Source organism: Leuconostoc falkenbergense (genome assembly GCF_014634805.1).
GTDB lineage: Bacteria > Bacillota > Bacilli > Lactobacillales > Lactobacillaceae > Leuconostoc > Leuconostoc falkenbergense.
Map to the genome: position 1 here is coordinate 26,090 of NZ_BMBS01000011.1, position 24,705 is coordinate 50,794.

Consider the following 24,705-nt stretch of genomic DNA (forward strand, 5'->3'; position numbering starts at 1 on the left):
TTATGAAATATATCATGGTGGCCATTTGGTCGGCAATATTTGGCGAAATCCTAGGGTACATTGTTTCTCAACTAACTTTAGGAACTTATAACTACATTGGTGTCGCAGTTATTGCTATCGTTGTTGGAGAAGTTGCCCTCGTGGCAATTCCAGCTATTTCAGGTTCAGCAGCGCCTAAGGAAATATCATCTGAACAATAATTTCAATTCACATCATCACATCAAAAAAGAAGCCGATACGGCTTCTTTTTTATTACTTTTCTGCAGCGGCCAATGTCACAATTTCTAAAATAACATCTGTTGCCTGCTCCATAACAGTCGTGGAAACATATTCAAAGCGACCATGCATATTCTCGCCACCTGCAAAAATATTTGGCGTTGGTAGCCCCAAGAAAGTGATCTTTGAGCCATCTGTTCCACCACGAACCGGTTCAATGATAGGTTTAATGTTTAACTTTTTCATTGCCTCTTCAGCTAACTCAACCGATTTCATATCATTTTTGAGCACTTCACCCATATTGTAATATTGATCATTGAGTGTCACTGAAATCCGATCCTCACCAAATTTTTGATTAAAAGTTGCAGCGATATCCATTAACTTCTGCTTACGTGTTTCAAATATTGTACGATCATGATCTCTCACAATATAACGCATTGTTGCCGATTCTGGATTTCCTTCAATTGAGATGACGTGCCAAAAGCCTTCAACGCCTTCAGTATGTTCTGGGCGATCATGTACGGGCAATTCTGCATGAAAATCAAACGCCACTTGAATAGCGTTAATCATAGCATCTTTTGCTGTTCCTGGGTGCACGTTGCGTCCTTTAATATTGATTGTAGCGGCTGCCGCGTTGAAGGTTTCCCACTCTAATTCACCTAATGGGCCGCCGTCCATCGTGTATGCAAAGTCTGCACCAAAAGCAGCAACATCAAAGTTATCTGCGCCAATACCAATTTCTTCATCGGGACCAAATGCAAAACGTAAATCACCATGCTTGATTTCTGGGTGAGCAATTAAATATGCTGCTGCTGTGATAATTTCAGCATCTCCGGCTTTGTCATCGGCACCCAAAAGTGTCGTACCATCTGTTGTGATTAACGTGTGCCCAACGTACTTTTTTAAACTTGGAAATTCAGACGGATTTAGTTCGTAACCACTTGTCCCAAGCTGGATGACAGATTGACCATCATAATCAGCAACAATTTGAGGTTTGACATTGGCCCCGTTGAAGTCAGCAGTATCTACATGGGCAATGAAACCGATTGTAGGTATGTTTGCATTTTCAATGTTACTTGACAGTTCGGCAAACACATAACCATCAGCCATAGTACGCACATTTTCAAGGCCAATGCGCTTCAATTCTTCAGCCAATTCAGCTAAAAACGCCACTTCTTTGGGCGAAGAAGGCACCGTCGTTGAATTTTCGTCTGACTGCGTATCAATTTTGACGTATTTCAAAAATCGGTCTGTTAGTTCTGGATATTTTGTCATATTTTCACTCCTTTTTGGTCGACTGCTGCTGTCCGGACGGTCCCAAAATATACGTATAAGGATCTGTATTCAGCTTGGTGGCAAAAACATCAAGCTGGTCATCACACCATGCTTTTATTTGCTCAGCCATTTTTTGATTAGCAATGGCTTCCATGTGATGATCCGGATCAATGACTACAAAATCATCTGCTAAGATGTCATGTCCAACATGATAATATACATCAGCAGTAACAAAAGCATCAGCTCCTGATTGTTTAGCTGTTTGCCAAAATTTACCACCATCTCCACCTAGAACTGCCACCGTTGAAATGACACGATTAAGGTCATTGGCTATGACACGAACAGCTTCAACGTGAAAAATATCACGCATTTGTTTCGCAAAATCTGCTACTGTCAATGGTTTCTTTAACTTACCAATCCGACCTAATCCTGTTTTACCATCTGCATTAGGAATTAAAGGCACTGTGTGCTCAATATTAAGTGCAGCTGACAACCAATCATTCATCCCACCAAAAGCGCTATCCAAATTGGTATGTGATGCATAAACCACAATTTGATGGGTAATAAGATCTGCATACATTTGATTTTGTGGGACGGATAAATCTAAGTTTTTAGCTGGGAAAAACATTGCCTCATGATGTGCCCAAATGAAATCTACCTTAGCAGCAATGGCTTCCTTGACGACCTCAGGTCGCACATCTAATGTTGTCATAACGCGGCTAATTTGTTGATTCGGATTGCCAATTTGTAAACCAGTGGGGTCACCAGCTTCTGCCAAGGAAAGTGGCGCAAACTGTTCAATTTGATCAATTAATTCTTGTGCAATCACGATATCATCTCCTTGATACGATCATAAGTTGTTTGCCATTTTGTGTAGGTTGGCGTGTCTTGGTTGCCTGAATTTTTCAAATGCGCCAAAATAACTTTGATACGATCACATTCTTTTTGCCACTTGGCAACAAAAATTGGTGATTTTGATTGCAACAGATACGGACCAAAATCAATCTCACGCTCAGATAATTTGGATTCACCAGGCGTGGCAACGATCACTTCATAAAAATGCGAACCTTCCTGAACAATATCTTCCGCTATAATCAAATAGTGATTGTTGTTTAACCATGATCTGACAACATTCTCATCAGTATTTGGTTGTAAAATCAAAGTATTGTACTGATGTTTTTTTGACTGACCAGCTGACAAAATGTCTTGAATCAAAATCCCACCCATGCCAGCAATTACAATCGTGTCAACCTTATCAGCTATGTCAATGGCGGCTAGACCATTCGCTAATCGCGCCTCAAGTTTGCCATTCAGATGTCGTTTGTTAATTTCATGTTGAACATTTTCAAACGGCCCTTGAGCGACTTCACCAGCTATGGCATGCTGGACATGATTGTTCAAGATTAAATGTGCGGGTAAATAGGCATGATCTGAACCTATATCAGCAATTATTGCGCCTTGTGGCACATGTTTAGCCACCGCTTCAAGGCGTGGCGAAAGATGAATACTATCCATAATGTTCCCTAAAAAAATTTTTTTACTCCTATCAGTATAGCAAAAAAGCCAGCTACGCGCTGACTTTCCTTATCCAAATTTTATCAATAACACACCAATTGCCATCGCCATAATACCAAATATTTGAGCCCTTGTGACTTGTCTTTGCGGTGAACGCCACCAACCAAATTGTGTAACAGCCATTGATCCAACGATTGAACCAAATAAGCCCAAAGTAACTGTTACCCCCGTACCAAGTTGTGGGACTAAATAGGCAGCTGCAAAAACAAATGCAGCACCTAATACACCGCCAATGAACAACCAAAACGGCTGCCCATTCGCATGAAATTCTTTTGGCAAAAAGGACTTATCACGAATAATCACAACCAGAAGAATCAAGATTGTGCCTGTCAAAAATGAAAACACCGAGGCACCGACTGAGGAATGCATTAATTGGCCTAAGTGGCCATTAATGGCTTGTTGAATAGCTGAAATAGCACCTGCCACTATCCCCCACAAACGCCATACATTCAACGTAACGGGATTTTCATGATATTTGTCACTTTTTTCTTCAATCTTAGCAACCCCACGGCTGGCCAACACAACAGCAATGTAAATACCTAAGAATAAAATCAAAATTCCCATAGACTTAAGCCATGTCAAAGGGTGCTGCTGTGCCCCAAAAAGCCCAAAGATATCAATCACTTCTCCCATCAAAACTTGACCTAAAATGGGCAAAATAATCGTTTGAATTGCCCCTAATTTGGGAAACATTAAAATGTTAGATGTTAAAAAAAAGACGCCCAAAATTCCGCCCAACCAAATCCACCACGGATTATGCGAGAAAACAGTGCCAATAGGAACAATGTGTTGATTGGTCCCCAAAAAGACGGCAATCAGAAATATTGTCCCGACTGAAAATGAAATTAAACTCGACCTAAATGGTGAACGTACCGCTGCACCTAATTTTGCATTAATAGCACTTTGATTAGCTAATAAAAATCCAGCAGCCAATCCAATAAAATAAAGCATCTCAATACTACTCCTAAATATAACTTTTTTAATTTTAACTCATGCGTAATAAGTATACCCATAGGTGCCGTTTTTGCAAGCCAAACGACTTTCATCTATTGCAGGTAAAAATGGATTGTGGTACACTCTGTTTGTGAGATAATCACAAACAATTGAAAACACCAAAGTCTGGGGTGCCAAATGGCTGAGATAATACCCATATAACCTGATCTAGATCGTACTAGCGTAGGGAGATTTACTTGAATATTAATTGTATACAGACACAAACTACTAATCGTCAGTCTGTTTTAGCATTTGTAATTGATATTATGTCAAAGCCAATCTTCCTATGGAGATTGGCTTTTTGTATGTCTAACCTCATTGCGGTGTTTTCACAACAAATTCGGAGGTGTGCAACATGCATACAAAATGGTCACTACGTGACGTTATCTTTATCGCGCTCATCGCGGTGTTTTTCGGTTTTATTTTCTGGGCTTGGGCATTTGCTTATAACGTCATTGCAGCAATATTAACGCCTATGGGTTTAAGTCCATATGCTAATGATGCAACAATTGGTCCATGGTTAATGGCTGGTCCAATGGCGGGCTACATCATTCGTCGTGCCGGTGCTTCGATTATTGGCGAAACGCTTGCCGGCACAATTGAAATGGTTTTTGGTTCACAATGGGGCGTCATGAACATCGTTGCTGGCGCTATTCAAGGACTAGGAACCGAAATTGGCTTTGCTATTTTTGGTTACCGTCGCTGGGATAAAACTAGCTTAACTGCTTCAGTCATTACCGTCACAATTGTAACCTTTGGTTGGGACCTACTTCGTAATGGCTATGCACAATATTCGTTTGGTCTACTAGTTGGTTTGTTTATCACTCGCCTGATTTCATCAGCTATTTTTGCTGGTGTCATTGTTTACTTCACGCAAAAGCTAATTGCTAAATCAGGTATCTTAACAACACATCAATCAGAGGTGATCTCATGATTTCAAGTATTGCTGTTCAAGTTTTGCCAATGACTGCAAATGAAAACGATGTTATTAAAATCGTTGATCACGTCATCGCTTACATTGATGCTAGTGGTGTTAATTACCAAGTTGGTGCGTTTGAATCAACATTAGAAGGTGATTATGATCAACTGATGTCAATTTTAGCACAATTGCCAAAAGTGGCTGCTGAAATCACAGACATACCTGTAATGGTTTATAGCAAAATCAACATGGCAACCACAAGTGATGTGCTTACAATAGCAAAAAAAACAGATAAATATAAATAAAGCGGTGTTTTCCGCGTACATAGGATATTCTAAACGATGATTGTTACTCTAGAACATATTAATTTAAGCTACGGCAAAACAAAAATATTTAACGACTTGACACTATCCATTCCAGAAAATAGTTTCAATCTTTTAATTGGACCATCAGGTATTGGTAAATCAACATTGTTAAAAATCATTGCCGGTTTATTCCCTCAACTTAAAGGCACTGTTTTGGTTGACAATACCGCCATTAGCCAGCTACCAGCTAATCAGAGAGCACAGCATGTTGGTTTTTTATTTCAAGATCCCGACACACAGTTTGCGATGCCTACCCCTTTTGAGGAATTGACGTTTACACTAGAAAACTTACAAATTCCGGCTGATGAAATAGCTAAACGTGCGACGGCGGCACTTGAATTTGTCGGCATCAAACAACTAGCCGACCAACAGATTGACACGCTTTCAGGTGGTGAAAAGCAAAAAGTTGCTTTAGCAATAATTGTCGCAATGAAAAGTAAATTGTTGCTATTAGATGAACCTTTCGCCAATGTCGATATAATAGCACGGCAGGAAATTTTAAAAAAAATAAAAACATTGCAGGCTGACGGCGTTACCATTCTTGTGGCAGATCATGATTTTTCAGGTTATCAAGACATTGTAAACAATGTATGGGAAATTCAACATCAAACAATCTCAGCGCTTGACCATGATCAATTTATGCAACGCATTTCCAAACCACAACATCATATTTTTAAAACAACCAATGAGGGTATTTTTGAACTGACTCATTTTAAATTATCGGCCGAAAAAAGGACATTAATCAATGTTCCCCAACTCTTGATTGGTGCACCTGGCATTACCCTTCTAACTGGCGCAAATGGTAGTGGCAAATCAACTTTATTTAATGCGTTAACTAAATTGAAATCTTTTGATGGGCAGATAACTTATCAATCAAAAAATATTCAAAAATTAAAAGTTGCACAATATGTTCAAAAAGTGGCGCTATTATTTCAAAGTCCCGAGCGCCAGTTTCTTAGAATGACCGTCGATGAAGAATTAGCGTTGAGCTACCAACATAGCCAACATCAATCATTTTGGTCTTCCGAAGTAATTGATCATTATCTCACGCGTCTCAATCTTAATCATTTACGTCAACACATTGTCTATCAACTTTCTGGTGGCCAAAAGAAAAAACTGCAACTGTTACTGATGTTAATTGTTGGCACACCCGTTTTGTTGCTTGACGAACCAATTGCTGGACTTGATGTTGCCTCAGTACGTGTAGTCGCTGAAATATTACAAGAAATTTCAGATCAAGGTAAGCAGCGTTTCATCATTATTAGTCATCAACTGGATGCCTTACTACCAGTCATTAACTACCATCTACACCTTGATCACCAAACATTATGCTATCAGGAGCAACTTTAATGAATTCCGGTGTTAAATTCGTCTTTATTTTAATCGTCAGTATTGAATTAACCTTTATATTAAACGCCTGTATTAATTTTATAGTAGCGATCGTTGCTGCAATTTATTTAATGCTATCAAGATTAACATGGCAACGCTATTTATTGCTCGTTCTAATGCCTATTTTGCCCGTTTTGGGTGCATGGACATCATTTAGTACGTATGGCACTCACAACATGGCAATCGTCATGGCGACCCGTATTGTGGCTTACATTTATCTTGGTGCTGCTTTCTCATTTACAACGAACATGGTTGATTTATTAAATACGCTAGAGCAAAAGTGGCATTTACCAACGACCTTTGTCTACGGATTACGAGGTGCACTGACATTCGTCCCCCGCGTCAAACAAGAAATCAAAACAATCCATATCGCTGCTCTCATGAGAGGTGAACACTTATCATTTTATTCACCTCAATTATTTTTCAAGGCGATTTTGGTTTCTCTGCAATGGTCAACACGGTTATCAACGGCAATGGTTTCACATGGTTTTACAGAAAACGCACCACGCACTCATTTTCAGTCGATTATCATACAAAAAAGAGACTGGCTAATAGCTATCAGTCTCTTGGTGATTTTGCAATTGATGATTGCATATCTTTAATTGGTGCAAACGTTTTGCGATGAATTGGCGTGATGCCTTTCGTTTCAATGGCTTGGAGATGTTCTTTTGTCCCGTAACCGGCGTTTCTCTCGAAGCCATAACCAGGATATTTTAGACCATAGTCAGTCATTAAACGGTCCCTGGTGACTTTTGCCACGATACTAGCAGCGCCAATACTATTACTACGTGCATCACCTTTAATGAGAAATTCTTGCGGGATATCAAGGTCCAACCGCATAGCATCAATCAATAGCACCTCGGCTTTAAGCTGTAATTTAGAAACAGCAATCGTCATCGCCATGCGAGCTGCTTCATAAATATTAATGGCGTCGATGGTAGCAGCTTCGACCTCTCCAATGCCAACAGCCAGAGCCTGTGTCATAATTTTTTCGTACAAATCTAATCGCTTCTTAGCCGATAATTGTTTTGAATCAATGACGTCTATAACGTTGAAATTATGAGGTAAAATCACGGCTGCTGCAATTACTGGTCCTGCTAATGGTCCACGACCAACTTCATCAATCCCTGCAATATTGTCGTAGCCTTGTTCCCAATATTGTCGTTCAATATCAAATCTATGCACAAATGCAGTCTGTTTTTTAGCCGCCCGGTCTTGGCTTTTCCGCCAATTCTGGATGGCTTTTTGCACGCCTACGCGTGAATCTTGCTGCCAAACTAATAACCGTTCATCATCAGGTGATATCGTCTCAAGTTGTGTCCGAATTGCCTTTATTGTCTCACTCATATATCAATCAAATCCAGTGTAAATGCACCTAACTTATTTTTTCGCAAGTCGTTTAATAATCGTTCACTTGCCTTATCATAATCATCTTTGAAACCAAGTTTTGCCGTAATTGCTAACAAAACATCGACATTCTCTTGCTCAAAAATATCGGCTGACAAATGATAACGTTCAATCACGGCTTCAGGACGATAATGCCTGAAGAAAGCAATTAGAAAAAGCGCGGCGTCATCTTTGGCAAAAATTGTATACTTGACAGCACCAGTTAAGGACAATTTCATACCGATTGTCTGATCTTCAAATTTTGGCCACAAAACACCAGGCGAGTCTAGTAATTCTAACTTAGTTTGGGTTTTCAGCCAAGCCACTTTTTTGGTGACACCTGGTCGATCGGCAGTCGGTGCAACATTTTTCATCACTAAATGATTTAGCAACGTTGATTTACCAACATTGGGGACACCAGTAATCATTGCACGAATTGGTTGATCTTGGATACCACGTGCCAACTGGGCTTCTTTTTTTGCTTCAACAGCCCTTCTAGCGGCTTTAGTAACTAATTGTGGGGTTCGTGGATCACGCGTATCCAGCACCAGAACTGTATAACCCTGTTCTTCGAATTTTTTTTTCCAAGCACGCGTTTGTTCTGGATCAGCTAAGTCAGCCTTCGTCATAATCAATAATCGTGGTTTTTGACCAATTAGTTTATCAATCTCGGGATTACGTGAGCTTTCCGGAATTCGTGAATCAACTAATTCAAAGACAACATCTACTAATTTTAAGTTTTCTCGCATTAAACGGAAGGCTTTGGCCATATGACCAGGAAACCACTGAATAATTTGTGCCATTTTGAGCGTACTCCTCTTTATCGATCTGCGATATACATTGACCACGCTTCATCAAACGTCGTCATGCTCATCAAGTAAGTCGTGTTTTCTTCTAAATACTTAGAAATATCATCAAAGTCCGTACTTTGTTTGGGAAATGTCGAATCCAAAAAGGCATTGTTAGCAAATTGCTGAACATCATCCGCAGCTATTGGATTACGATTTGTCATTAACCAATTATAAAAAGAGCGATCACTTTTTTTCATCTACTAACCCTCCTTCAAATACAAATTGATCTGCTTTCATATCAATAATTTTGGCCCGAAATGTTAAGCCCTGCGTCGTTGGTAATTGGCGCATATTAATAAAGATTTCTTTTTTCTTAGGCATAATAGTTACATATTTTGGTGCATCATAACTAGACCTAACGAAGCTCATAACAGTGGACACAGGTAGCGACAAATTACCAATTGCTAGTGATTTTGCCTTTAAAATAATGTTGCCATTAGCCGTTACTTGTGGATCAAGCGCCATGCCAAAGTTAAATTTTTGTCCTAAAAATTTAGTGCTACCGTACATCATGATTTTGTCAGAAACATCAAACGTAAAACCACTGTTATCAGAATCGTTAAGATAGTGGGCTACTAAGGCATTAATTTGTTTTTTGTTTAGTGTAATATCAAATGTTGCGTCAGATTTTGCTATTTTTGACTGACTATCACTATATTTGATTGGGCCTGACGCCTGATGAAAGAACCAAAAGCTGGTCAGAACGAGCCCAGTTACTAATACCCAAAAGAGCCAAAACCAGATTGAACGGTGTTTTTTTGGTGTTATAGCTGGTCTTTTTAGTGTTTGATTAACCAATGTTTTTCCTCTCGCTTCATGACATGTAACAATTGTGATGTCATATATTGATAACCTTTGTCATTAGGATGATAATTATCATCTTTTGAAATCCAATTATTGTCAACACTTGTTTTTCCCATCAAAACAGCCGTCATGGCTTTCGTCGCATTTTTTTCTGAACTATCACTTTCAATTTGCTTAACAAGTTTTTGACGTTGTGATTTTGTCTTGAATTGACCATATGTCAAATCAAACGAACTGACATAATAAGCATTACCATCTTTTGTTGCCATTTTAGCATTGATAGCATTGAAATTTTTAACATCAGCATTGAAATCTTCACGATTAGCAAAGTGAACATAGAGCAGATTATAGTTACCAAAAATAAAGATTGGCGCTTGTTTGTTATAACCACGAACCGTTTTTAGCAATTTTGCTAACCTGATTTGATAGTTCACTTTTCCTTTAACAACTGCTTCAGACAATGCTTTTGGAGAAGAAGCCGTCATATTTTTGAGTAACAATTGCTGTAAATCATTACCGCCAACTGTCATGACTAATACATCAGCGTTTTTAACACTGTGTTGAAAACTTGATTGTGCCACTAATCTTTTTTTAATTTGGTCTGAGCGGTCACCTGCTTTGCCAAAATTTTTCATGGTTACAGAAATATCATATTTTTCACGAATCTCTTTAGCAATTCTACCAGAATAGCCTTGCAATTTTTGTGTATCACCAACGCCCTCGGTTAGCGAGTCACCTAATGCTACCAAATTGACATGTGACACTTTTTCAGTTTTTGACAATGATTGATTGAGTGAATGATGTTGCCAGTTTTTAATACCAAAAAGTACGCCAGCACCAACAATCACGATGGCAATGAAGCTGATTAGTACCTTTCGCATTCGTAATTCTCCTGAAACTTTACTGGTAATTATTATAGCCTAAAAAAGCGTTAGTTACAAAAAAAGCGAGCTAGACTCGCTTTTAAGATAATTATTCATCAACGGGCACGATACAAAATTGCCAGTGCTCCCGCACCTGTATGGGTGGATATAATCGGCGTCGTGTTCAAAACTGGAATTTCCAAGTCTGGCCAGATTGCTTTTAACCTTTCGGCTAATTGCGTGGCTTCCTCCGGAATACCAGCATGTGAAATACCAATCGCAACCATTTCTTTGTATTCTTGCATTTTTGCAATCACGTTGTTATTGAATTTAGCAATAGTTTTCATACCTCGCCCCTTCAATAAAACATCGACAGTGCCATCGGTATGTGTCACACCCGCACCCACCTTAATATTTAACAGATTACCAATAATGCCCTGTGTTTTGCTCAAGCGACCACCGGCAACCATATTTGTTAAGGAAGTGAAGCTCAAATAGATATTGGATTCATCACGAGCCTGTTCAATCGCTGGCATAATTTCTGCCATTGTTGCCCCCTGTTTCGCCATCTCAGCAGCTTGCAAGACAACAAATGCTTGTGCACGATCAGCTGCCAGTGTATCAAATGTTGTAATTTTTGCACTTGTTAAAGCCGCTGCCTGTTCAGCGGCACGAACTGTCCCCGATAATCCTGAAGACATGTGTATACTCAAAATTTCTGAATCAGGATGTTTTTGGTGAATCTCATCATAGGCAAGCTGAAACGCCCCAATTGATGGCTGTGATGTCTGAGGTAAACTCTTACTAACGGCCATTTTTTCTAAAAATTCATCACGTTGTATCGTCACGCCATCCTCATAAACGGTGCCGTCAATTTGGACAGAAAGCGGTACAATTTTGATATCATAAAATGCTATTTCTTCAGGTGTCAATGCAACAGCTGAATCGGTTACTATTTTAATATTTGACATGTTTTTTCCTTACTTACGCTTGTATCGTTCAACCACATACGCGTAATCATGATTGTTATCTTTGGGATGTGCCTCACTAGAGGTCAGCTTAAATTGTGACAAATCAATTGGCGCAACAAATGTGTCACCATCAATTATACCGTCAATCTTAGTGACAACGAGATCAGTTGCGTATGGCATAAACGCTTTGTAAATAACCGAGCCACCAGCAATTGATATGTCACGCGATTCGTTTTTAATAAGCGCCAATGCATCATCAAGTGAATGCACAACTTTTACTTCAGGATAGTTTGTCTGCCAATTTAAGTCCGTAGTCATCACAACACTTGTTCTGTTAGGCAGTGGTCGTCCAATACTCAACCAAGTTGGGCGGCCCATGATCATTAGTGTATTCATGGTCTCGTCACGAAAGAGTTTTAAATCATCGGGCATGTGCCATGGAATGCTACCATTTTTACCAATGGCGTTCTTTTTATCCTGCGCCCATACCATTTTAATTGTCGTCATTTACCTGCTCCTTCGCATACTGTATAAGGGATTCACGGGTGTTTTCCAGCTCACCATTGACCACTGCGTACTCAATTTTTTTCAGACATTGACCTAATTTAGGCCCGGGCATCATAACACCTTCACGAATTAAATCGCCGCCTTGAATAGCTAATTCTGACGAATTTGTAATCGGTAACATATCTATTATATGCCTTATCTGCTCAATTGTCGCGTTTGAAATATCCAGCAATGTTAAAAGCTCGAATAACGTTTTTTGATAAGGTAGTGCCTGGTACAAATCAAAAGTAGAAACTTTATCAATTTGGCGAACCAATGGCACGACAGTCATCACCGTCGTTATTGTCTCTCGACTTAATTTCCAATTCCTTAAAAAACGATTGATTTGAGATGAAGTCAAATCTGTTTCGGCCAATACCAGCGACCAAACTGCGAAAGTATCAGCAGGTTGATGTGTTGCCAAATGTTGAATGATGTTATCCCAAATTTTCAATGGCTCACCTGGCAGGTAGTTGATAACACCATCATCTAAAGCCAATTTTAAGCTCTCAGCGGCATTGCCGCCCATTAACATTTTTTCAAATTCTACCCGTATACGCTCTACGGCTATTCTAGTTAAATTAGGTGCCAAATCGCGTAACGCTTGACGTGTATCATCTGCTATACGAAAACCTAGCTGGGCGCTAAATCTTAGCGCCCTCATCATTCTTAACGCATCTTCAGTAAAACGTGTTTCTGCATCACCAACAGCACGAATAATACCGTTTGTCATATCAGATAACCCATCAAATAGATCGACAACTTCACCATCATGACGCATTGCCAGAGCATTAATCGTAAAATCACGACGCTTCAAATCTTCTGATAAACTACGCACGAACGTCACACTATCGGGTCGCCTGAAATCAGTATAAGTTGATTCCGTTCGAAATGTCGTAATCTCATAGCCTTCACCGTGGTCAAGCACCATCACAGTGCCGTGCTGAATACCTGTATCAACTGTCCGGTTGAACAATGCTTTAACTTCTTCGGGAAAAGCACTACTGGCAATATCAACATCATGTATTGGCGCACCCAAAAGTGTATCTCTAACAGAACCACCAACAAAATAAGCCTCATAGCCAGCTTGCTCCAAGGTAGCTAAAATAGGTTGCGCTTGTACAAATTCTTGTGGTAATTTTTCAATTTTCATATCATCTTATTTTATCAAATAAAAGACAACTGTGGGTTTAATATTCGATACTTTCAAGGCGCATTTGCATATCATCATCGTCAGGTGCAATCTTTAAATATTGTTTCATTGTGGCTAATTCTTGTTCACGCATCCCCTGTTCATGATACCAGTCAACCAAATCGTGTAAAAACGCTACGTTATCATTATAAAGCGGTGACGCTTGTTGCCAGTATTTGTTAGCCTTGTCATCTTGACCTAAAGCTTGATAAGCTCGTGCCAAATCCCAATAAAACTGTGGGTAAACAACATCCTCAGCAATATATTTTTCAATTAATTTCACATCATCTTCATACAAATGTTGCGACAAGAGTAACTCAGAATACGCAATAATAGTCATCACATCATTTTCATCTAATGCTAGTGCTTTTTGATAATAGGATTGTGCGGCCGCTAGATCACCTTGCTTGTCGGCCGCCAATCCAGCCAAACGGTACAAAAGTGTATTCGTTTCATCTTGGGCTATACCAGCTTGATACGTACGATATGCATTATCGAAATCTTGCTGATGTTCATACGCTTGTCCCAATAATGGGTATATAGAGGTATATTTAGGATCAGCTTCCAAGATATTGTTAAACAGCTTAATTGCCTCGTTTTCACGACCATTTTCTTGATACAATACGCCTAATTGAAACTGTGTATCTAATGTCATTTGTTCCGGTTTAATTTGTTCCAAATAACCAACTGCGTTTTCATAATTTCCGATTTGTGCATACGCGACCCCAATCCGAGCAACCAGATCAACGCGACTAATTTCACGTTCACCTTTCAGTAACAACGATCGATAGCGTGGAATGGCTTGATGATAACTCTGATTAGCAAAATAAAATTCGGCTAATGCAAATTGGATAATTATTTCATCTGGTGCGATTTTTTCTGCCTGTAACAGGCTTAACTCAGCCGATTCATTCAATCCCTCAGTTTGGTAAATATCAGCTTTCACAAGAAGCGCTTGTAAATAAGACGATGATGAGGGTCTGATTTGTGCTAAGTAGTCTTGGGCTTCATCAATTTGACCATCTTCAATGGCGATGTCAGCCAAAGCAGTGCGAATGTCATCCTCATCAGGAAATTTATCTAATAATTTTTTGTATGCTCTGCGCGACTGATTCAAAAATCCTAACGCGTATAATTCTTCGGCCAAACTATAAATCATTTCATCACTATCATGCCGCAGTGATTGTGCAAATAACTTTTGCGCCGTGTCTAGCTGCCCACTGGATAAGGCATCCAACATTTTTTCTGCATAATTTTCTGTCATAGGAGTTCCTTCTAATATTGTATGTTAATTGTGTTGGCAGACTGCATATCAGCAATGGCATCAAAATCCATTGTCACACCAATGCCAAATCCTGTTGGCACTGTGATATAACCACGATCAACAACTAACTTTTCTTTAATGATGTCCCGTTCAAAATAGCGACTACTGTCGGATATATCGCTTGGAAAAGCAATATTTGGCAAACTTGCTAGCGCCAAATCAACACTTCGTCCTAACCCACTCGTTAACATACCGCCAATCCAAGGCTTATCAACCATTTTGATCGCCATAATAGCATTTGAAATGCCCCCTATTTTGCCCTGCTTGACAGTTAGCGCGTCAGCGGCGTGTAAGTCAAGCATTGTGGCGATATCATCTATATTATTGACGGATTCATCTAGACTCAAGTGTTGTTGAATACGGGCTTGTAGTTGCGCATGTTTAACAAAATCGTTAGCGCTATAAGGCTGCTCAATAAAATCAACATTATCAGGCAACGCGGCTAAAAAGGAAAAGTCTTCATCACGAAAGCTACAATTGGCATCAATAGAAAAATGTTGATTGGGATAATCAAGCAATAAATCAATCAACTTTTGCCAATCATTCGTAGCGCCATCAATTTTCAACTTATGACGTTGATACTGCGCTTTCATCATAGCCTTAAAATCATCTGCCAATCCAATTGCGACACTAACTGGTACTTTTCTTTCTGTGCCACCAATGAGCCTTTGCAAAGATTTCTTTTTCAAATGACCAACAGCATCCCAGATTGCCATTTCAAGTCCTGATTTAGCAAATGACCCGTACGCTGTTAGCTTATTTAAACGACCAGCAAACTCCTCGGGCGATTTAAACTGATAGTCCTGCAGCTGGGGCAATAAAATATTTTGGACAATTGACAAGCTCATGATTTGATTTTCTGGCGCATAAGTGAAATCATCAAACGATTGTATTTCGCCGTATCCCATAACCTCTTGTTGCGTCAGATGATCAAATAATGTCACTTGTACAATCGTTAATGGTCGCCGTTTTGTTTCTGTATGGGCCGTTTTAAATGACTGTTTTAAGATCAAAATAACCGGCGTGAGTGTCACACTTTTAATTTGATACATTTAATGCCTCAACAAATAACTTTGGTTGCTCAACATGCGTGTTATGTCCGGAATTAGGAATGACTGTTTTTTGAACGTGGGGAATTAATTGGACCATTTGATTGGCGATAGCATTAAATTTATTATCTAATTCGCCAACAATCACTTGCGTTGGTATTTCTAAATCCGACAGCTTCGACCAAAAATCAGGCTGTGCCCCTGTTCCCATTTTTCGTAATGAATTAGCGACATTTGTTGGGTTTTGTGACAAGCGTTGTTGCCGAATATGGTCTTTTTTTGATGATGATAACAATTGTTGCGTTTCAAATAATGGGAGTTGAGCCCAATTATCCACAAACTTTGGAAAATTCTCTAAAATAGCTTGCGCCTTAATCTCGTCAGCAGTTATTCTTGCTTGCCTTTCTGATACAGTTTTGAGTCCCGCTGTGGTGCTTTCTAAATAAAGATTTTTTACCAAATCGGGATACATTAAAGCAAATCCCAACGCCAAACGACCACCCATTGAATAGCCTAGCAAATTAACATTTTGCCAATGAAGTGAAACCAAAATTGATCTTAAATCATCAATTTGATTAGCCATCTTAAAACGACTCACATCGACGACATCTGGTACCCGACTACCAAAACCAAGTAAATCAACTGTCAAAACTTCACCGGGCAAATCCGATTTGATATCATCAAAGTCATGATGTGATCCCATAAAGCCGTGCAACAGTAACCATTGACATGGACGTGCATCATTTTTAGTTAGAAAAATCTGATAGGGATAGTTGTTGATCATCATAGGCTTTCTCCAATATACTTTTGATGATCACGCACATTTTGAGTGCGATTACTAGGATAAACAATTATTCTCGTGCCGTCTGTTGGTTGGTTAAGCACCTTTTGCAGATCTTCCGGTTGCTTTAGTAATACGTATGACAGCTGATACAAGGATGCAATTTTACTGATGTCCAATTCTAACGGTGTCCCAAAAAGTGTTTCAAAGTATTCTGTTGCTTCGGCTTGTGGCAAAAATGAAAAAATACCGCCACCATTATTATCAATGACGATAATATCCAGCGGTAGCTGATAATTGCGGGCCATCATTAAACCGTTCATATCATGAAAAAGTGTCAAATCTCCCGTCAATAATAGACTACGTTTTTTTGTCGTGACGCTCATCCCCAAAGCTGTTGAAATAACACCATCAATACCATTTGCCCCACGATTAGCATAGATTGTTTGTGTATTAAAACCCGTAAAAAAATTATCCATATCGCGAATGGGCATACTATTAGCAACAAAAATCGGTGTTTTTGGCGATACAGCACGATTTAATACTGACACAATCGCCATTTCATGTACTAATTGTTTATCCTTTTGGTTGATTAATTGCCAGTTTGTTTCGAACGCTTGTTGTTCTTCACTAAGCACCACTTTTGCTTGCCTCAAAAAATCACGTGGTGGCATTAAAATTGCACGAGAAACATGTCGTGAATGATCAGTTCCAGCATTTAAATCAACATGCCAAGTCTCAATATTGGCATGCTTTAGCCATTGCAAAACTTTCGCAGAAACTGGCGTTTTACCAAATCTAATGACTAAATCTGGTTTTAACTCGTCGGTCACTTGAGCAAATTTCAACAAATAATCAATACCATGAATCGTTTCTGGGGTACGGACACGACTTAAAATATCCGCAATCACTGGCACATGGTAGCGTTGCGAAAATGCCAATAAATCATCGCTATATGATTCTGCAACATTTGGGCCGGCCAGAATTAACACACGCTTTGCTGTGATTGGTGGTATGTCAATTCTAATCTGAGATGGTTTTGAAAAGGATAATTGCTTAACTAACACGTTATCCTGATTTCCTAATGTTGGCATCAAAGGTTTGCGTAACGGTAAATTAAATTGCACTGGCCCACAAGGTGCCGTATTCGCCAAATGAACAAACTTTTGTGTTGCAAAATCAATATATTCAGTTATGTCTTGGTGTGTCTCCTGCAAATTAAAAGCGAGATCTGCTTTCGTTAATTTTCCAAATATATTTTGCTGTGGTAATGTTTGTGGCGCACCATTATATTGTAATTCCTGTGGCCGGTCAGTTGACAAAATAATCAGTGGTACTTCTGACACTGATGCCTCTGCTACTGCCGGTGTATATTCTGTAATAGCAGTCCCTGAAGTACCTAGTAGAACCACGGGTGATAATGTCGTTTTAGCAATTCCTAGCGCAAAAAAGCCTGCTGATCGTTCATCAACATCAACATAGAGTTTCACATTTGGATGATACTTGACATACTCAGCAATTAATAATGCAACTGGCGTACTACGTGACCCCGGAGAAAGGACAAAATATTTAACACCTCCAGCTACTAAAGCGCCAATTAAGTGTTTGGTATTGTACGTTAAAGCATCAATCATGCGTTAATTCTCCTAACAATTGTAGCATTGGCTCAAATTTCAACGCCGTTTCGTCATATTCTTGTTGTGCTTCTGAACCGGCAACAATACCGGCGCCAGCAAATAAACGTGCACGGGTCTGTTCACAATACATCGAACGAATACCCACTACTAACTCACCCGTATTATCGGCTGTGACATAACCAATTGGTCCTGCAAATAAGCCACGAGGTTGTTGCTCATGCTGCGCAATGTATTGTAAAGCTTCTTTTTGTGGTACACCACCTAAAGCTGGCGTTGGATGTAAATTATCGACTAGGTCTTTGACAGACATATTTGCAGACAATGTGCCACTAATCGGCGTGTAAAGATGCTGAACCTGTTTATTTTGTAACAGTATTGGATTAGATGGTACATTTAACTGCGTTGTTATCGCTTCTAATTTCATTTTGATACTATCAACAACAAACTGATGTTCACGCTGATTTTTTAAACTATGTAATAGGCTATTGCCTAATTCGCGATCATGATGTGGATCACGATCTCGTGGTGTGGTGCCGGCAACAGCTGCTGTTTGAATTTCGCCCTGAGAGACAAATACGAGACGCTCAGGTGTCGCAGAAACAAAAATTTCATTTTCTCGTTTCAAAATGACATGATAAACATTGTGTTGCATTCTTAATGCTTGTAACAAACATGAAGCACGATTTTGTTCGGACAATTCAATCATCTCCTGCCGACCAAACACGACTTTGTCTATCGGCGATTTAACATCATTGAGATTTTTTATTAAATCATCTACGCGTTGAATCCAGTCTGTTTCAGAGATAATTTTTTTTATTTGCACCCTTTTAATATCGTGGGTTTGTTGGTGATTTGCTAGAATGCTATCTAACTCTAATGTGTTAGATTGTAACCGCCCATTGGCAATCGAGACAACAATCTCAGGTTCAAACCAAAAGCCGTTCATTAGTTCTTCCTTTGAATGCTGACCATCAAAAGCGTTGGCGCCAAACACCATCGTGTTAACCTTCTGAGGCAACGTTTGCCATGAATTTTTTAATCCAAAAGCGTAAAAGATTTGTGTTGCTGTATTATTTTCAAAAAAAGCGCTAACCCGAAAATAATCAAGCATTTGGTTTAATACTTGATAATCCTGCGAAGTCACCTCACGCTCAAATTTAAAAAACTGATTGTCACTCTTTTTCATGTTACTTCCTTAACAACTAGATTAAAAAGCAACAGACACTCGCCTGTCGCTTAGTTCTACTTTATCCCAAACGCCGCGCTGCTTGCCAAACATTGCCAACATTGAACTTATCGTTCAGCACAACACCGTTTTTGATAGCCGCCAACACAAATTCTTTGGCATCTTGTACCGTATCTCGCATATCATTTTCTACCAAATTAGCAGCAATACTAGCCGAAAAAGTACATCCGGCACCATTGTTATAGGGCACTGGTGTTTTAATTTTCTCGTTCTGGAAAATTGTAAATTTCTCACCGTCAAATAAAACGTCAACCGCCAAATCACCAGACAATCTCGCACCACCCTTTATAACAACATTTTTAGCGCCTTCATTAGCTAAAAGTCGTGCGGCCTGCTTCATATCATCTACATTGTGAATGACACTATTGGTAAGTAACTGTGCTTCATTTAAATTAGGCGTCACAACTGTTGCTAATGGTAATAATCGATTATGAATTGCCTGAGCTAATTCACTTTTACCGGATTTTAAAGCGCTTTCTTTAAAAATCATCACTGGATCAATGATGATAGGAATACTAATTGTCTCTAAACAATCGGCGACCACATTGATAATGTCTACTGTTGGTAAAAGACCAACCTTAATCGCAACAATTTGATTCAATGACATAACAGAAGCCAACTGAGCTTTTATCACATTAATGTCAATTGGAAAAATTTGAAAACTATCAGCTTGTACAGTAACAATGCTTGTAATGACACTCAATCCTACCACGCCATACTCTTCAAAAGTCGCTAAATCAGCTTGAATGCCTCCGCCAGATAGAGAATCAGAACCAGCAATCGTCAAAACCTTGTTAACCATCATTAATTGCTCGACGCTACAAAGCTAATATTATGACCGTCATCAGTCACTTTAGTAACAATATCACTATCACTGCCAACCCATGAATAATAACGATTATGGGCAATCGCCCATTTTTTTGCTTCGGCTAGCGTTTTTCCTTTCAATTTAGCCGATTCTTTAATTTCTGCAGCAGTATCTTGACTGCTCGACGAAGCACTTGAAGATGATGATGACGATTCGCTTGATGTCTCACTGCTACTACTTGAATCATCTGAAGAACTACTATTAGAGTCAATTTTTTCGTCAACTGTGCTACTCTTTGACACTTTTTGTTGAATAGGTGTAGTTGTTTTTTGAGAATCAGAATAACCGATATAAACAAAAACGCCTAACGCAACAACAATTAGTAAAGCCAACACAATAAAAAAATTGCGAATCGGATGCTTTTTTTTATAAAATCTTGGTCTTTGATAATAATTATAATCTGCCATATTTACCTCTTATTAGTCCTATTATACCAAACATAACAATGTTTTTACTAGCCAATATGTTATCATGGAAATTGAACACATTAGCGAGGTTTTACGATGAATGTAACAAATTTAGAACGCATTTCTGTGCGTGATATTGGTATGATTGCATTGGGAACAGCCCTTTATGGTTGGGGTTTAATCAACATTAATATTCCAAATCAACTGGCAGAAGGTGGCGTTTCTGGTATCACGTTGATTTTACGCGCGCTTTTTGGTTGGAACCCAGCTTATACCACACTATTATTGAATATTCCGCTTGTTTTTATTGGCTATCGCGTACTCGGTAGACGATCTTTAATTTATACAATTTGGGGTATTTCATCGCTTTCATTTTGGTTGTGGTTATGGCAAGTTGTCCCGACACCACCCGCACTTGATCACGACATGCTAATCGCAGGTTTGCTGGCAGGATTTATTTCTGGTTTAGGTTTAGGCATTGTCTTTCGATTTGGTGGTACATCAGGTGGTACAGACATCGTTGCAAAAATTACAGAACAAAAACTAGGCATCCAAATTGGTCGAACAATGTTTGCGCTTGATGCAGTTGTTCTGATTATTTCTTTAATTTATATCGACATTGTACACATGATGTATACTTTGATAGCGTCATTTGTATTTGCACAAGTTGTTAATTTTACACAGCAAGGTGCTGCATACTCAGCAAGATCATTTATGATTTTTACACAGTATCCTGAAGAAATATCCCATGCGATTATGTCAGAACTCGATCGCGGCACCAGTCTGTTAAAAGCAGAAGGTGGCTACTCACACATTGATCAGCGCGTCGTTTATGCTGTCGTCGATCCTTCGGAAGTCAACATGGTCAGGCACATCATTAATCAAATTGATCCAAAAGCATTTGTTTCCGTATTTGACACACAAGAACAATTAGGCGAAGGCTTTTCCTACTTGCGCCCCAAAAAATCAATATTTAAATTCAAATAAAAAGCGACCAATTTTTGAAATAATCCACGTATTCCAAAAAATTATTCGGTCGCTTTTTGCTTTGCCGTTGATTTATTTGCTTTATCGGTCGATTCTTTAGGAGTCGTACCATCAGCTAATGTTTTTTCTGTTGGTTTATCCCATGTTACAAAATCACAATCAGGGTAACGAGAGCAACCATAGAATGTCCGGCCTCGCTTTGTCTTACGAGAAACGACTTGCCCCTTATGACACTTTGGGCATGTCAAGCCGATTTCCTGCACAATTGTTTTGGTATTTCGGCAATCGGGAAAACGAGAACATGCGTAAAATTTACCATACCTTCCCATTTTAATAACCATCGGTGCACCACAAATTTCACAATCCATACCTGCTAATTCATCGTGCATAATAACTTTTTCAAGAGATTTTTCAGCTGTCTCAACCTCTTTTTGGAAAGGCTTAAAGAACGAATCAATCACCGGAACCCATTGTTTATCACCTGTTTCTACCTCATCTAGCTCATGTTCAACAGCAGCCGTGAATTTGGTATTAGTGACGTCTGGGAAACTTTCCTCAACGATAGTCTGCACAATTTCTCCTAGTTCAGTCGGTACAAATTTCCGGGCATCAATACGCACGTAGTTTCTTCGCTGTATTGTATCTAATGTTGGTGCATAAGTTGAAGGGCGTCCAACACCATTTTCTTCCAATGCTTTAATTAAGGCGGCTTCTGTATACCTTGCTGGTGGCAATGTGAAATGCTGTTGCGGATCAGTTTTCGCTAATTTAACTTTATCTCCTGCATTTAAGTCAGGCAAAGCATTGTCTTTAACTTTGGCAGCTGGATAAGCTTTCGTAAAGCCCTGAAACTTTGTCTTAGAACCATTAGCTCTAAATATCACACCATTTTGTTCAATCGTGACCGCCATTGTATCTAAAATTTCAGGCGTCATTTGACTGGCTACAAAGCGTGACCAAATCAATGAATATAACTTAAATTGATCAGGTGTGAGTTTGTCCTTAATCGATTCTGGCGTTCGCGTAACATCAGAAGGTCTAATGGCTTCATGGGCATCTTGTGCACCTTCAGGTAATTTACCTTGAATTGGTTTATGTTGAGAGTATTCCTCGCCCCATGTGTCATGAATAAATTGCGCCGTGGCATTTTTAGCAACAGAAGAAATTCGGGTTGAATCGGTACGCATATAGGTAATTAAACCGACTTGGCCCAATCCGCGCCCTAAATTAATACCTTCATACAACTGTTGAGCAGCCATCATTGTCTTGCGTGTTCTAAAATTAAGCTGTGTGTTGGCCGTTTGTTGCATTGTTGATGTTGTAAATGGCGGTTGTGGTTGACGTTTCCGTTCCTTTGCGTCAACTTTAACAATATCAAAATCACCATTTTTATCAATTCGTTTCAAAACTGACTGAACACTGTCGTTATCTGGTAATGGTTGCTTTTTACCATCGAATCCATAGAAAACTGACTTAAACTTACTCCGCGCTTTTTTAAACTCGGAATCCAAAGTCCAATATTCTTCTGGCTCAAAGGCTTGAATCTCACGTTCACGTGCAATAATCAAACCCAAAGCAACTGATTGCACACGTCCAGCCGACAGTCCGCGTTTCACAGTTTTCCAGAGAATTGGTGAAATTGAATAGCCAACTAATCGATCTAAGATGCGGCGTGCTTGTTGCGCATCCACCAAATCTTGGTTAATTGTACGTGGTGTCTTAAAAGCGTTCTTAATGGTATCTTTCGTAATTTCGTTAAAGACAACTCTGTTAGGCTTTTCTGGATCAAGGTCTAAAATATGTTGCAAATGCCACGCAATAGCTTCACCTTCACGATCCGGATCGGAAGCCAGATAAACAGCTTTCGCAGCCTTGGCCTCTTTGCGCAAACCTTTAATAATATCACCCTTACCACGAATGTTAATATATTTAGGATCATAGTCATGTTCAACATCAACACCTAAAGTTGATTTTGGCAAATCCCGAATATGCCCTAAACTGGCAACAACTTTGTAGGTGCTGCCCAAATACTTTTCAATTGTCTTAGCCTTTGATGGGCTTTCCACAATAACTAAATTTTTTTTAACTTTTGATGTTTTTCGTTTTGTTGTTTTTTTCTTTGGTGTTGTCTTTGTTTTTGTATCTGCCAATGAGATATGCCTCACAATTTGTTTTCTATAGTATATAGTGTATCAAATTGTGTCAAATAATTGTATGCTTTCCATGATATCAGTTGATTTTGTTACCATTTTTGCACCAAATCTTAATAGTTCATTTGCACCTAAAGAATTTTCAGAAAAAATTGAGCCTGGCACAACCATCACTTCTCGATTATTTTGGAGGGCCAGGTTTGCAGTAATCAAACTACCTGATTTTTGTTGCGCCTCAATGACAAGTGTTGCTGATGATAACCCTGCAATAATACGATTTCTCGCTGGAAAATGTGATCGCTGTGGACCAGTCTCAGGTGGGTATTCACTCAATACCAGTCCTTGTTGCCCTATTTGCTGTTGCAGTGCCTGATTTTGTGCCGGATATGTCATATCAATGCCTGTACCAATAACTGCAATTGGTAAACCTGAATTGGCAAAAGTGATTTGATGTGCCATCACGTCAATGCCTTTTGCCAAACCAGAAACCACTGCAATACCTGATTTGACTACTTCGGGTAATAGATGTCTCATTACCGCTAAACCGTATGGTGTCGCCGTTCTCGTACCCACGACAGCAACATTAGGTAACCTTAACGCTGCTAAATTCCCGACGTAAAACAGTATTAATGGCGGCTCATAGATTTCTTTTAATTGTGGTGGATAATCGTCATCAAAATATGTCAGATAGTCAGATGCTATCGTCTCTGCTCGATTACAAGCCAGATGGTAGTTAGATTTGATATTATCAGCTTGCTGATAATTTTCAATAACTGAAAAGACCTCATCAACAGACCAAGGATAATGAGTGGGTGCTAAATCATTCACAATTGCATATGGTAGATTGCAAGAATTAACCGAACACTGCAAACTGCTGAAAAACCTTTCGTGGTGATTGCCAGTTGAGTGTT

Annotated in this window: 27 protein-coding genes and 1 riboswitch; of the genes, 6 read left to right on the plus strand and 21 right to left on the minus strand. The window is 39.2% G+C overall.

Annotated features, from left to right (window positions below; translation table 11 throughout):
* The first annotated feature begins 2 nt into the window (after window positions 1-2).
* Window positions 3-200 carry a YjzD family protein gene (locus IEU71_RS03570; protein WP_004913117.1) on the plus strand — a complete coding sequence of 66 codons (198 nt, stop codon included), beginning with the start codon at window positions 3-5 and terminating at the stop codon, window positions 198-200.
* A gap of 52 nt (window positions 201-252) precedes the next feature.
* On the opposite strand, the gene pepT is transcribed toward IEU71_RS03570, so the two are convergent.
* The 4 genes from pepT to IEU71_RS03590 all read right to left on the minus strand — a co-directional run bounded on the left by pepT (window position 253) and on the right by IEU71_RS03590 (window position 4,017).
* Entirely contained in the window at window positions 253-1,491 is a 1,239-nt protein-coding gene (pepT, locus tag IEU71_RS03575; RefSeq protein ID WP_004913114.1) for a peptidase T, read from the minus strand.
* A gap of 4 nt (window positions 1,492-1,495) precedes the next feature.
* Window positions 1,496-2,323, minus strand: a complete 828-nt coding sequence (locus IEU71_RS03580; protein WP_051000473.1) for a Nif3-like dinuclear metal center hexameric protein — start codon at window positions 2,321-2,323, stop codon at window positions 1,496-1,498.
* Entirely contained in the window at window positions 2,317-3,006 is a 690-nt protein-coding gene (locus IEU71_RS03585) for a tRNA (adenine(22)-N(1))-methyltransferase (RefSeq protein ID WP_004913110.1), read from the minus strand. Before IEU71_RS03585 ends, IEU71_RS03580 begins: the two co-directional genes overlap by 7 nt.
* Window positions 3,007-3,075: 69 nt before the next feature.
* The gene (locus IEU71_RS03590; protein WP_004913107.1) at window positions 3,076-4,017 is read right to left on the minus strand and encodes a DMT family transporter; all 942 of its coding nucleotides are present in this window, start codon (window positions 4,015-4,017) and stop codon (window positions 3,076-3,078) included.
* Window positions 4,018-4,176: 159 nt separating this feature from the next.
* A riboswitch (TPP riboswitch) is annotated at window positions 4,177-4,266 on the plus strand.
* 148 nt (window positions 4,267-4,414) lie between these two features.
* Between IEU71_RS03590 and IEU71_RS03595 the strand changes: the two genes are divergently transcribed.
* The 4 genes from IEU71_RS03595 to IEU71_RS03610 are packed head-to-tail and all read left to right on the plus strand — an operon-like array spanning window position 4,415 to window position 7,334.
* Window positions 4,415-4,993 carry an ECF transporter S component gene (locus IEU71_RS03595; protein ID WP_004913103.1) on the plus strand — a complete coding sequence of 193 codons (579 nt, stop codon included), beginning with the start codon at window positions 4,415-4,417 and terminating at the stop codon, window positions 4,991-4,993.
* Window positions 4,990-5,283 carry a thiamine-binding protein gene (locus IEU71_RS03600; protein ID WP_004913101.1) on the plus strand — a complete coding sequence of 98 codons (294 nt, stop codon included), beginning with the start codon at window positions 4,990-4,992 and terminating at the stop codon, window positions 5,281-5,283. Before IEU71_RS03595 ends, IEU71_RS03600 begins: the two co-directional genes overlap by 4 nt.
* A 36-nt stretch (window positions 5,284-5,319) precedes the next feature.
* Window positions 5,320-6,693: an ABC transporter ATP-binding protein gene (locus tag IEU71_RS03605; RefSeq protein ID WP_004913099.1), complete on the plus strand. Its 1,374-nt coding sequence runs from the start codon at window positions 5,320-5,322 to the stop codon at window positions 6,691-6,693.
* Window positions 6,693-7,334 carry an energy-coupling factor transporter transmembrane component T family protein gene (locus IEU71_RS03610; RefSeq protein WP_004913094.1) on the plus strand — a complete coding sequence of 214 codons (642 nt, stop codon included), beginning with the start codon at window positions 6,693-6,695 and terminating at the stop codon, window positions 7,332-7,334. The genes IEU71_RS03605 and IEU71_RS03610 overlap by 1 nt, the downstream gene beginning before the upstream one ends.
* Here IEU71_RS03610 and rnhB read toward each other — a convergent pair.
* The 15 genes from rnhB to IEU71_RS03685 all read right to left on the minus strand — a co-directional run bounded on the left by rnhB (window position 7,291) and on the right by IEU71_RS03685 (window position 20,657).
* A complete protein-coding gene (gene rnhB / locus IEU71_RS03615) occupies window positions 7,291-8,079 on the minus strand; it encodes a ribonuclease HII (protein ID WP_004913092.1) in 789 nt (262 codons plus the stop codon). The two genes, IEU71_RS03610 and rnhB, sit on opposite strands and share 44 nt — an antisense overlap.
* Window positions 8,076-8,921, minus strand: coding sequence for a ribosome biogenesis GTPase YlqF (gene ylqF, locus IEU71_RS03620; RefSeq protein ID WP_004913089.1), 846 nt, complete (start codon window positions 8,919-8,921; stop codon window positions 8,076-8,078). The genes rnhB and ylqF overlap by 4 nt, the downstream gene beginning before the upstream one ends.
* A 17-nt stretch (window positions 8,922-8,938) precedes the next feature.
* Window positions 8,939-9,166, minus strand: a complete 228-nt coding sequence (locus tag IEU71_RS03625) for a YozE family protein (RefSeq protein ID WP_004913088.1) — start codon at window positions 9,164-9,166, stop codon at window positions 8,939-8,941.
* On the minus strand, window positions 9,153-9,767 hold the full coding sequence (locus IEU71_RS03630) for a YpmS family protein (RefSeq protein ID WP_004913085.1): 615 nt from the start codon (window positions 9,765-9,767) through the stop codon (window positions 9,153-9,155). Before IEU71_RS03630 ends, IEU71_RS03625 begins: the two co-directional genes overlap by 14 nt.
* The gene (locus IEU71_RS03635) at window positions 9,749-10,654 is read right to left on the minus strand and encodes an SGNH/GDSL hydrolase family protein (protein ID WP_004913080.1); all 906 of its coding nucleotides are present in this window, start codon (window positions 10,652-10,654) and stop codon (window positions 9,749-9,751) included. Before IEU71_RS03635 ends, IEU71_RS03630 begins: the two co-directional genes overlap by 19 nt.
* A 98-nt stretch (window positions 10,655-10,752) precedes the next feature.
* Entirely contained in the window at window positions 10,753-11,607 is an 855-nt protein-coding gene (locus tag IEU71_RS03640; protein ID WP_004913079.1) for a DegV family protein, read from the minus strand.
* A gap of 9 nt (window positions 11,608-11,616) precedes the next feature.
* Window positions 11,617-12,114 carry a dihydrofolate reductase gene (locus IEU71_RS03645; RefSeq protein WP_004913075.1) on the minus strand — a complete coding sequence of 166 codons (498 nt, stop codon included), beginning with the start codon at window positions 12,112-12,114 and terminating at the stop codon, window positions 11,617-11,619.
* Window positions 12,101-13,306 (minus strand): CCA tRNA nucleotidyltransferase, encoded by a 1,206-nt coding sequence (locus IEU71_RS03650; protein WP_004913071.1) that lies wholly within the window; start codon window positions 13,304-13,306, stop codon window positions 12,101-12,103. Before IEU71_RS03650 ends, IEU71_RS03645 begins: the two co-directional genes overlap by 14 nt.
* Window positions 13,307-13,343: 37 nt before the next feature.
* Window positions 13,344-14,609 carry a tetratricopeptide repeat protein gene (locus IEU71_RS03655; RefSeq protein WP_004913068.1) on the minus strand — a complete coding sequence of 422 codons (1,266 nt, stop codon included), beginning with the start codon at window positions 14,607-14,609 and terminating at the stop codon, window positions 13,344-13,346.
* Window positions 14,610-14,620: 11 nt separating this feature from the next.
* Complete coding sequence (locus tag IEU71_RS03660; RefSeq protein ID WP_004913065.1) at window positions 14,621-15,721, minus strand: enolase C-terminal domain-like protein; 1,101 nt, start codon at window positions 15,719-15,721, stop codon at window positions 14,621-14,623.
* Complete coding sequence (gene menH / locus IEU71_RS03665; RefSeq protein ID WP_036066831.1) at window positions 15,708-16,505, minus strand: 2-succinyl-6-hydroxy-2,4-cyclohexadiene-1-carboxylate synthase; 798 nt, start codon at window positions 16,503-16,505, stop codon at window positions 15,708-15,710. Before menH ends, IEU71_RS03660 begins: the two co-directional genes overlap by 14 nt.
* Complete coding sequence (gene menD / locus IEU71_RS03670; RefSeq protein WP_080519398.1) at window positions 16,502-18,133, minus strand: 2-succinyl-5-enolpyruvyl-6-hydroxy-3-cyclohexene-1-carboxylic-acid synthase; 1,632 nt, start codon at window positions 18,131-18,133, stop codon at window positions 16,502-16,504. The genes menH and menD overlap by 4 nt, the downstream gene beginning before the upstream one ends.
* Window positions 18,126-19,322, minus strand: coding sequence for an isochorismate synthase (locus tag IEU71_RS03675; RefSeq protein ID WP_004913048.1), 1,197 nt, complete (start codon window positions 19,320-19,322; stop codon window positions 18,126-18,128). The genes menD and IEU71_RS03675 overlap by 8 nt, the downstream gene beginning before the upstream one ends.
* Before the next feature lie 61 nt (window positions 19,323-19,383).
* Entirely contained in the window at window positions 19,384-20,184 is an 801-nt protein-coding gene (locus IEU71_RS03680) for a bifunctional hydroxymethylpyrimidine kinase/phosphomethylpyrimidine kinase (RefSeq protein ID WP_036066833.1), read from the minus strand.
* Between the two features lie 2 nt (window positions 20,185-20,186).
* Window positions 20,187-20,657 carry a hypothetical protein gene (locus IEU71_RS03685; RefSeq protein ID WP_036068323.1) on the minus strand — a complete coding sequence of 157 codons (471 nt, stop codon included), beginning with the start codon at window positions 20,655-20,657 and terminating at the stop codon, window positions 20,187-20,189.
* 96 nt (window positions 20,658-20,753) lie between these two features.
* Between IEU71_RS03685 and IEU71_RS03690 the strand changes: the two genes are divergently transcribed.
* Window positions 20,754-21,644: a YitT family protein gene (locus tag IEU71_RS03690; RefSeq protein ID WP_004913038.1), complete on the plus strand. Its 891-nt coding sequence runs from the start codon at window positions 20,754-20,756 to the stop codon at window positions 21,642-21,644.
* Between the two features lie 41 nt (window positions 21,645-21,685).
* Here IEU71_RS03690 and topA read toward each other — a convergent pair whose 3' ends face one another.
* Both topA and dprA read right to left on the minus strand, forming a co-directional pair.
* Window positions 21,686-23,794, minus strand: coding sequence for a type I DNA topoisomerase (topA, locus tag IEU71_RS03695; RefSeq protein ID WP_004913035.1), 2,109 nt, complete (start codon window positions 23,792-23,794; stop codon window positions 21,686-21,688).
* 42 nt (window positions 23,795-23,836) lie between these two features.
* Entirely contained in the window at window positions 23,837-24,664 is an 828-nt protein-coding gene (gene dprA, locus IEU71_RS03700; protein ID WP_036066829.1) for a DNA-processing protein DprA, read from the minus strand.
* Between the last annotated feature and the right edge of the window lie 41 nt (window positions 24,665-24,705).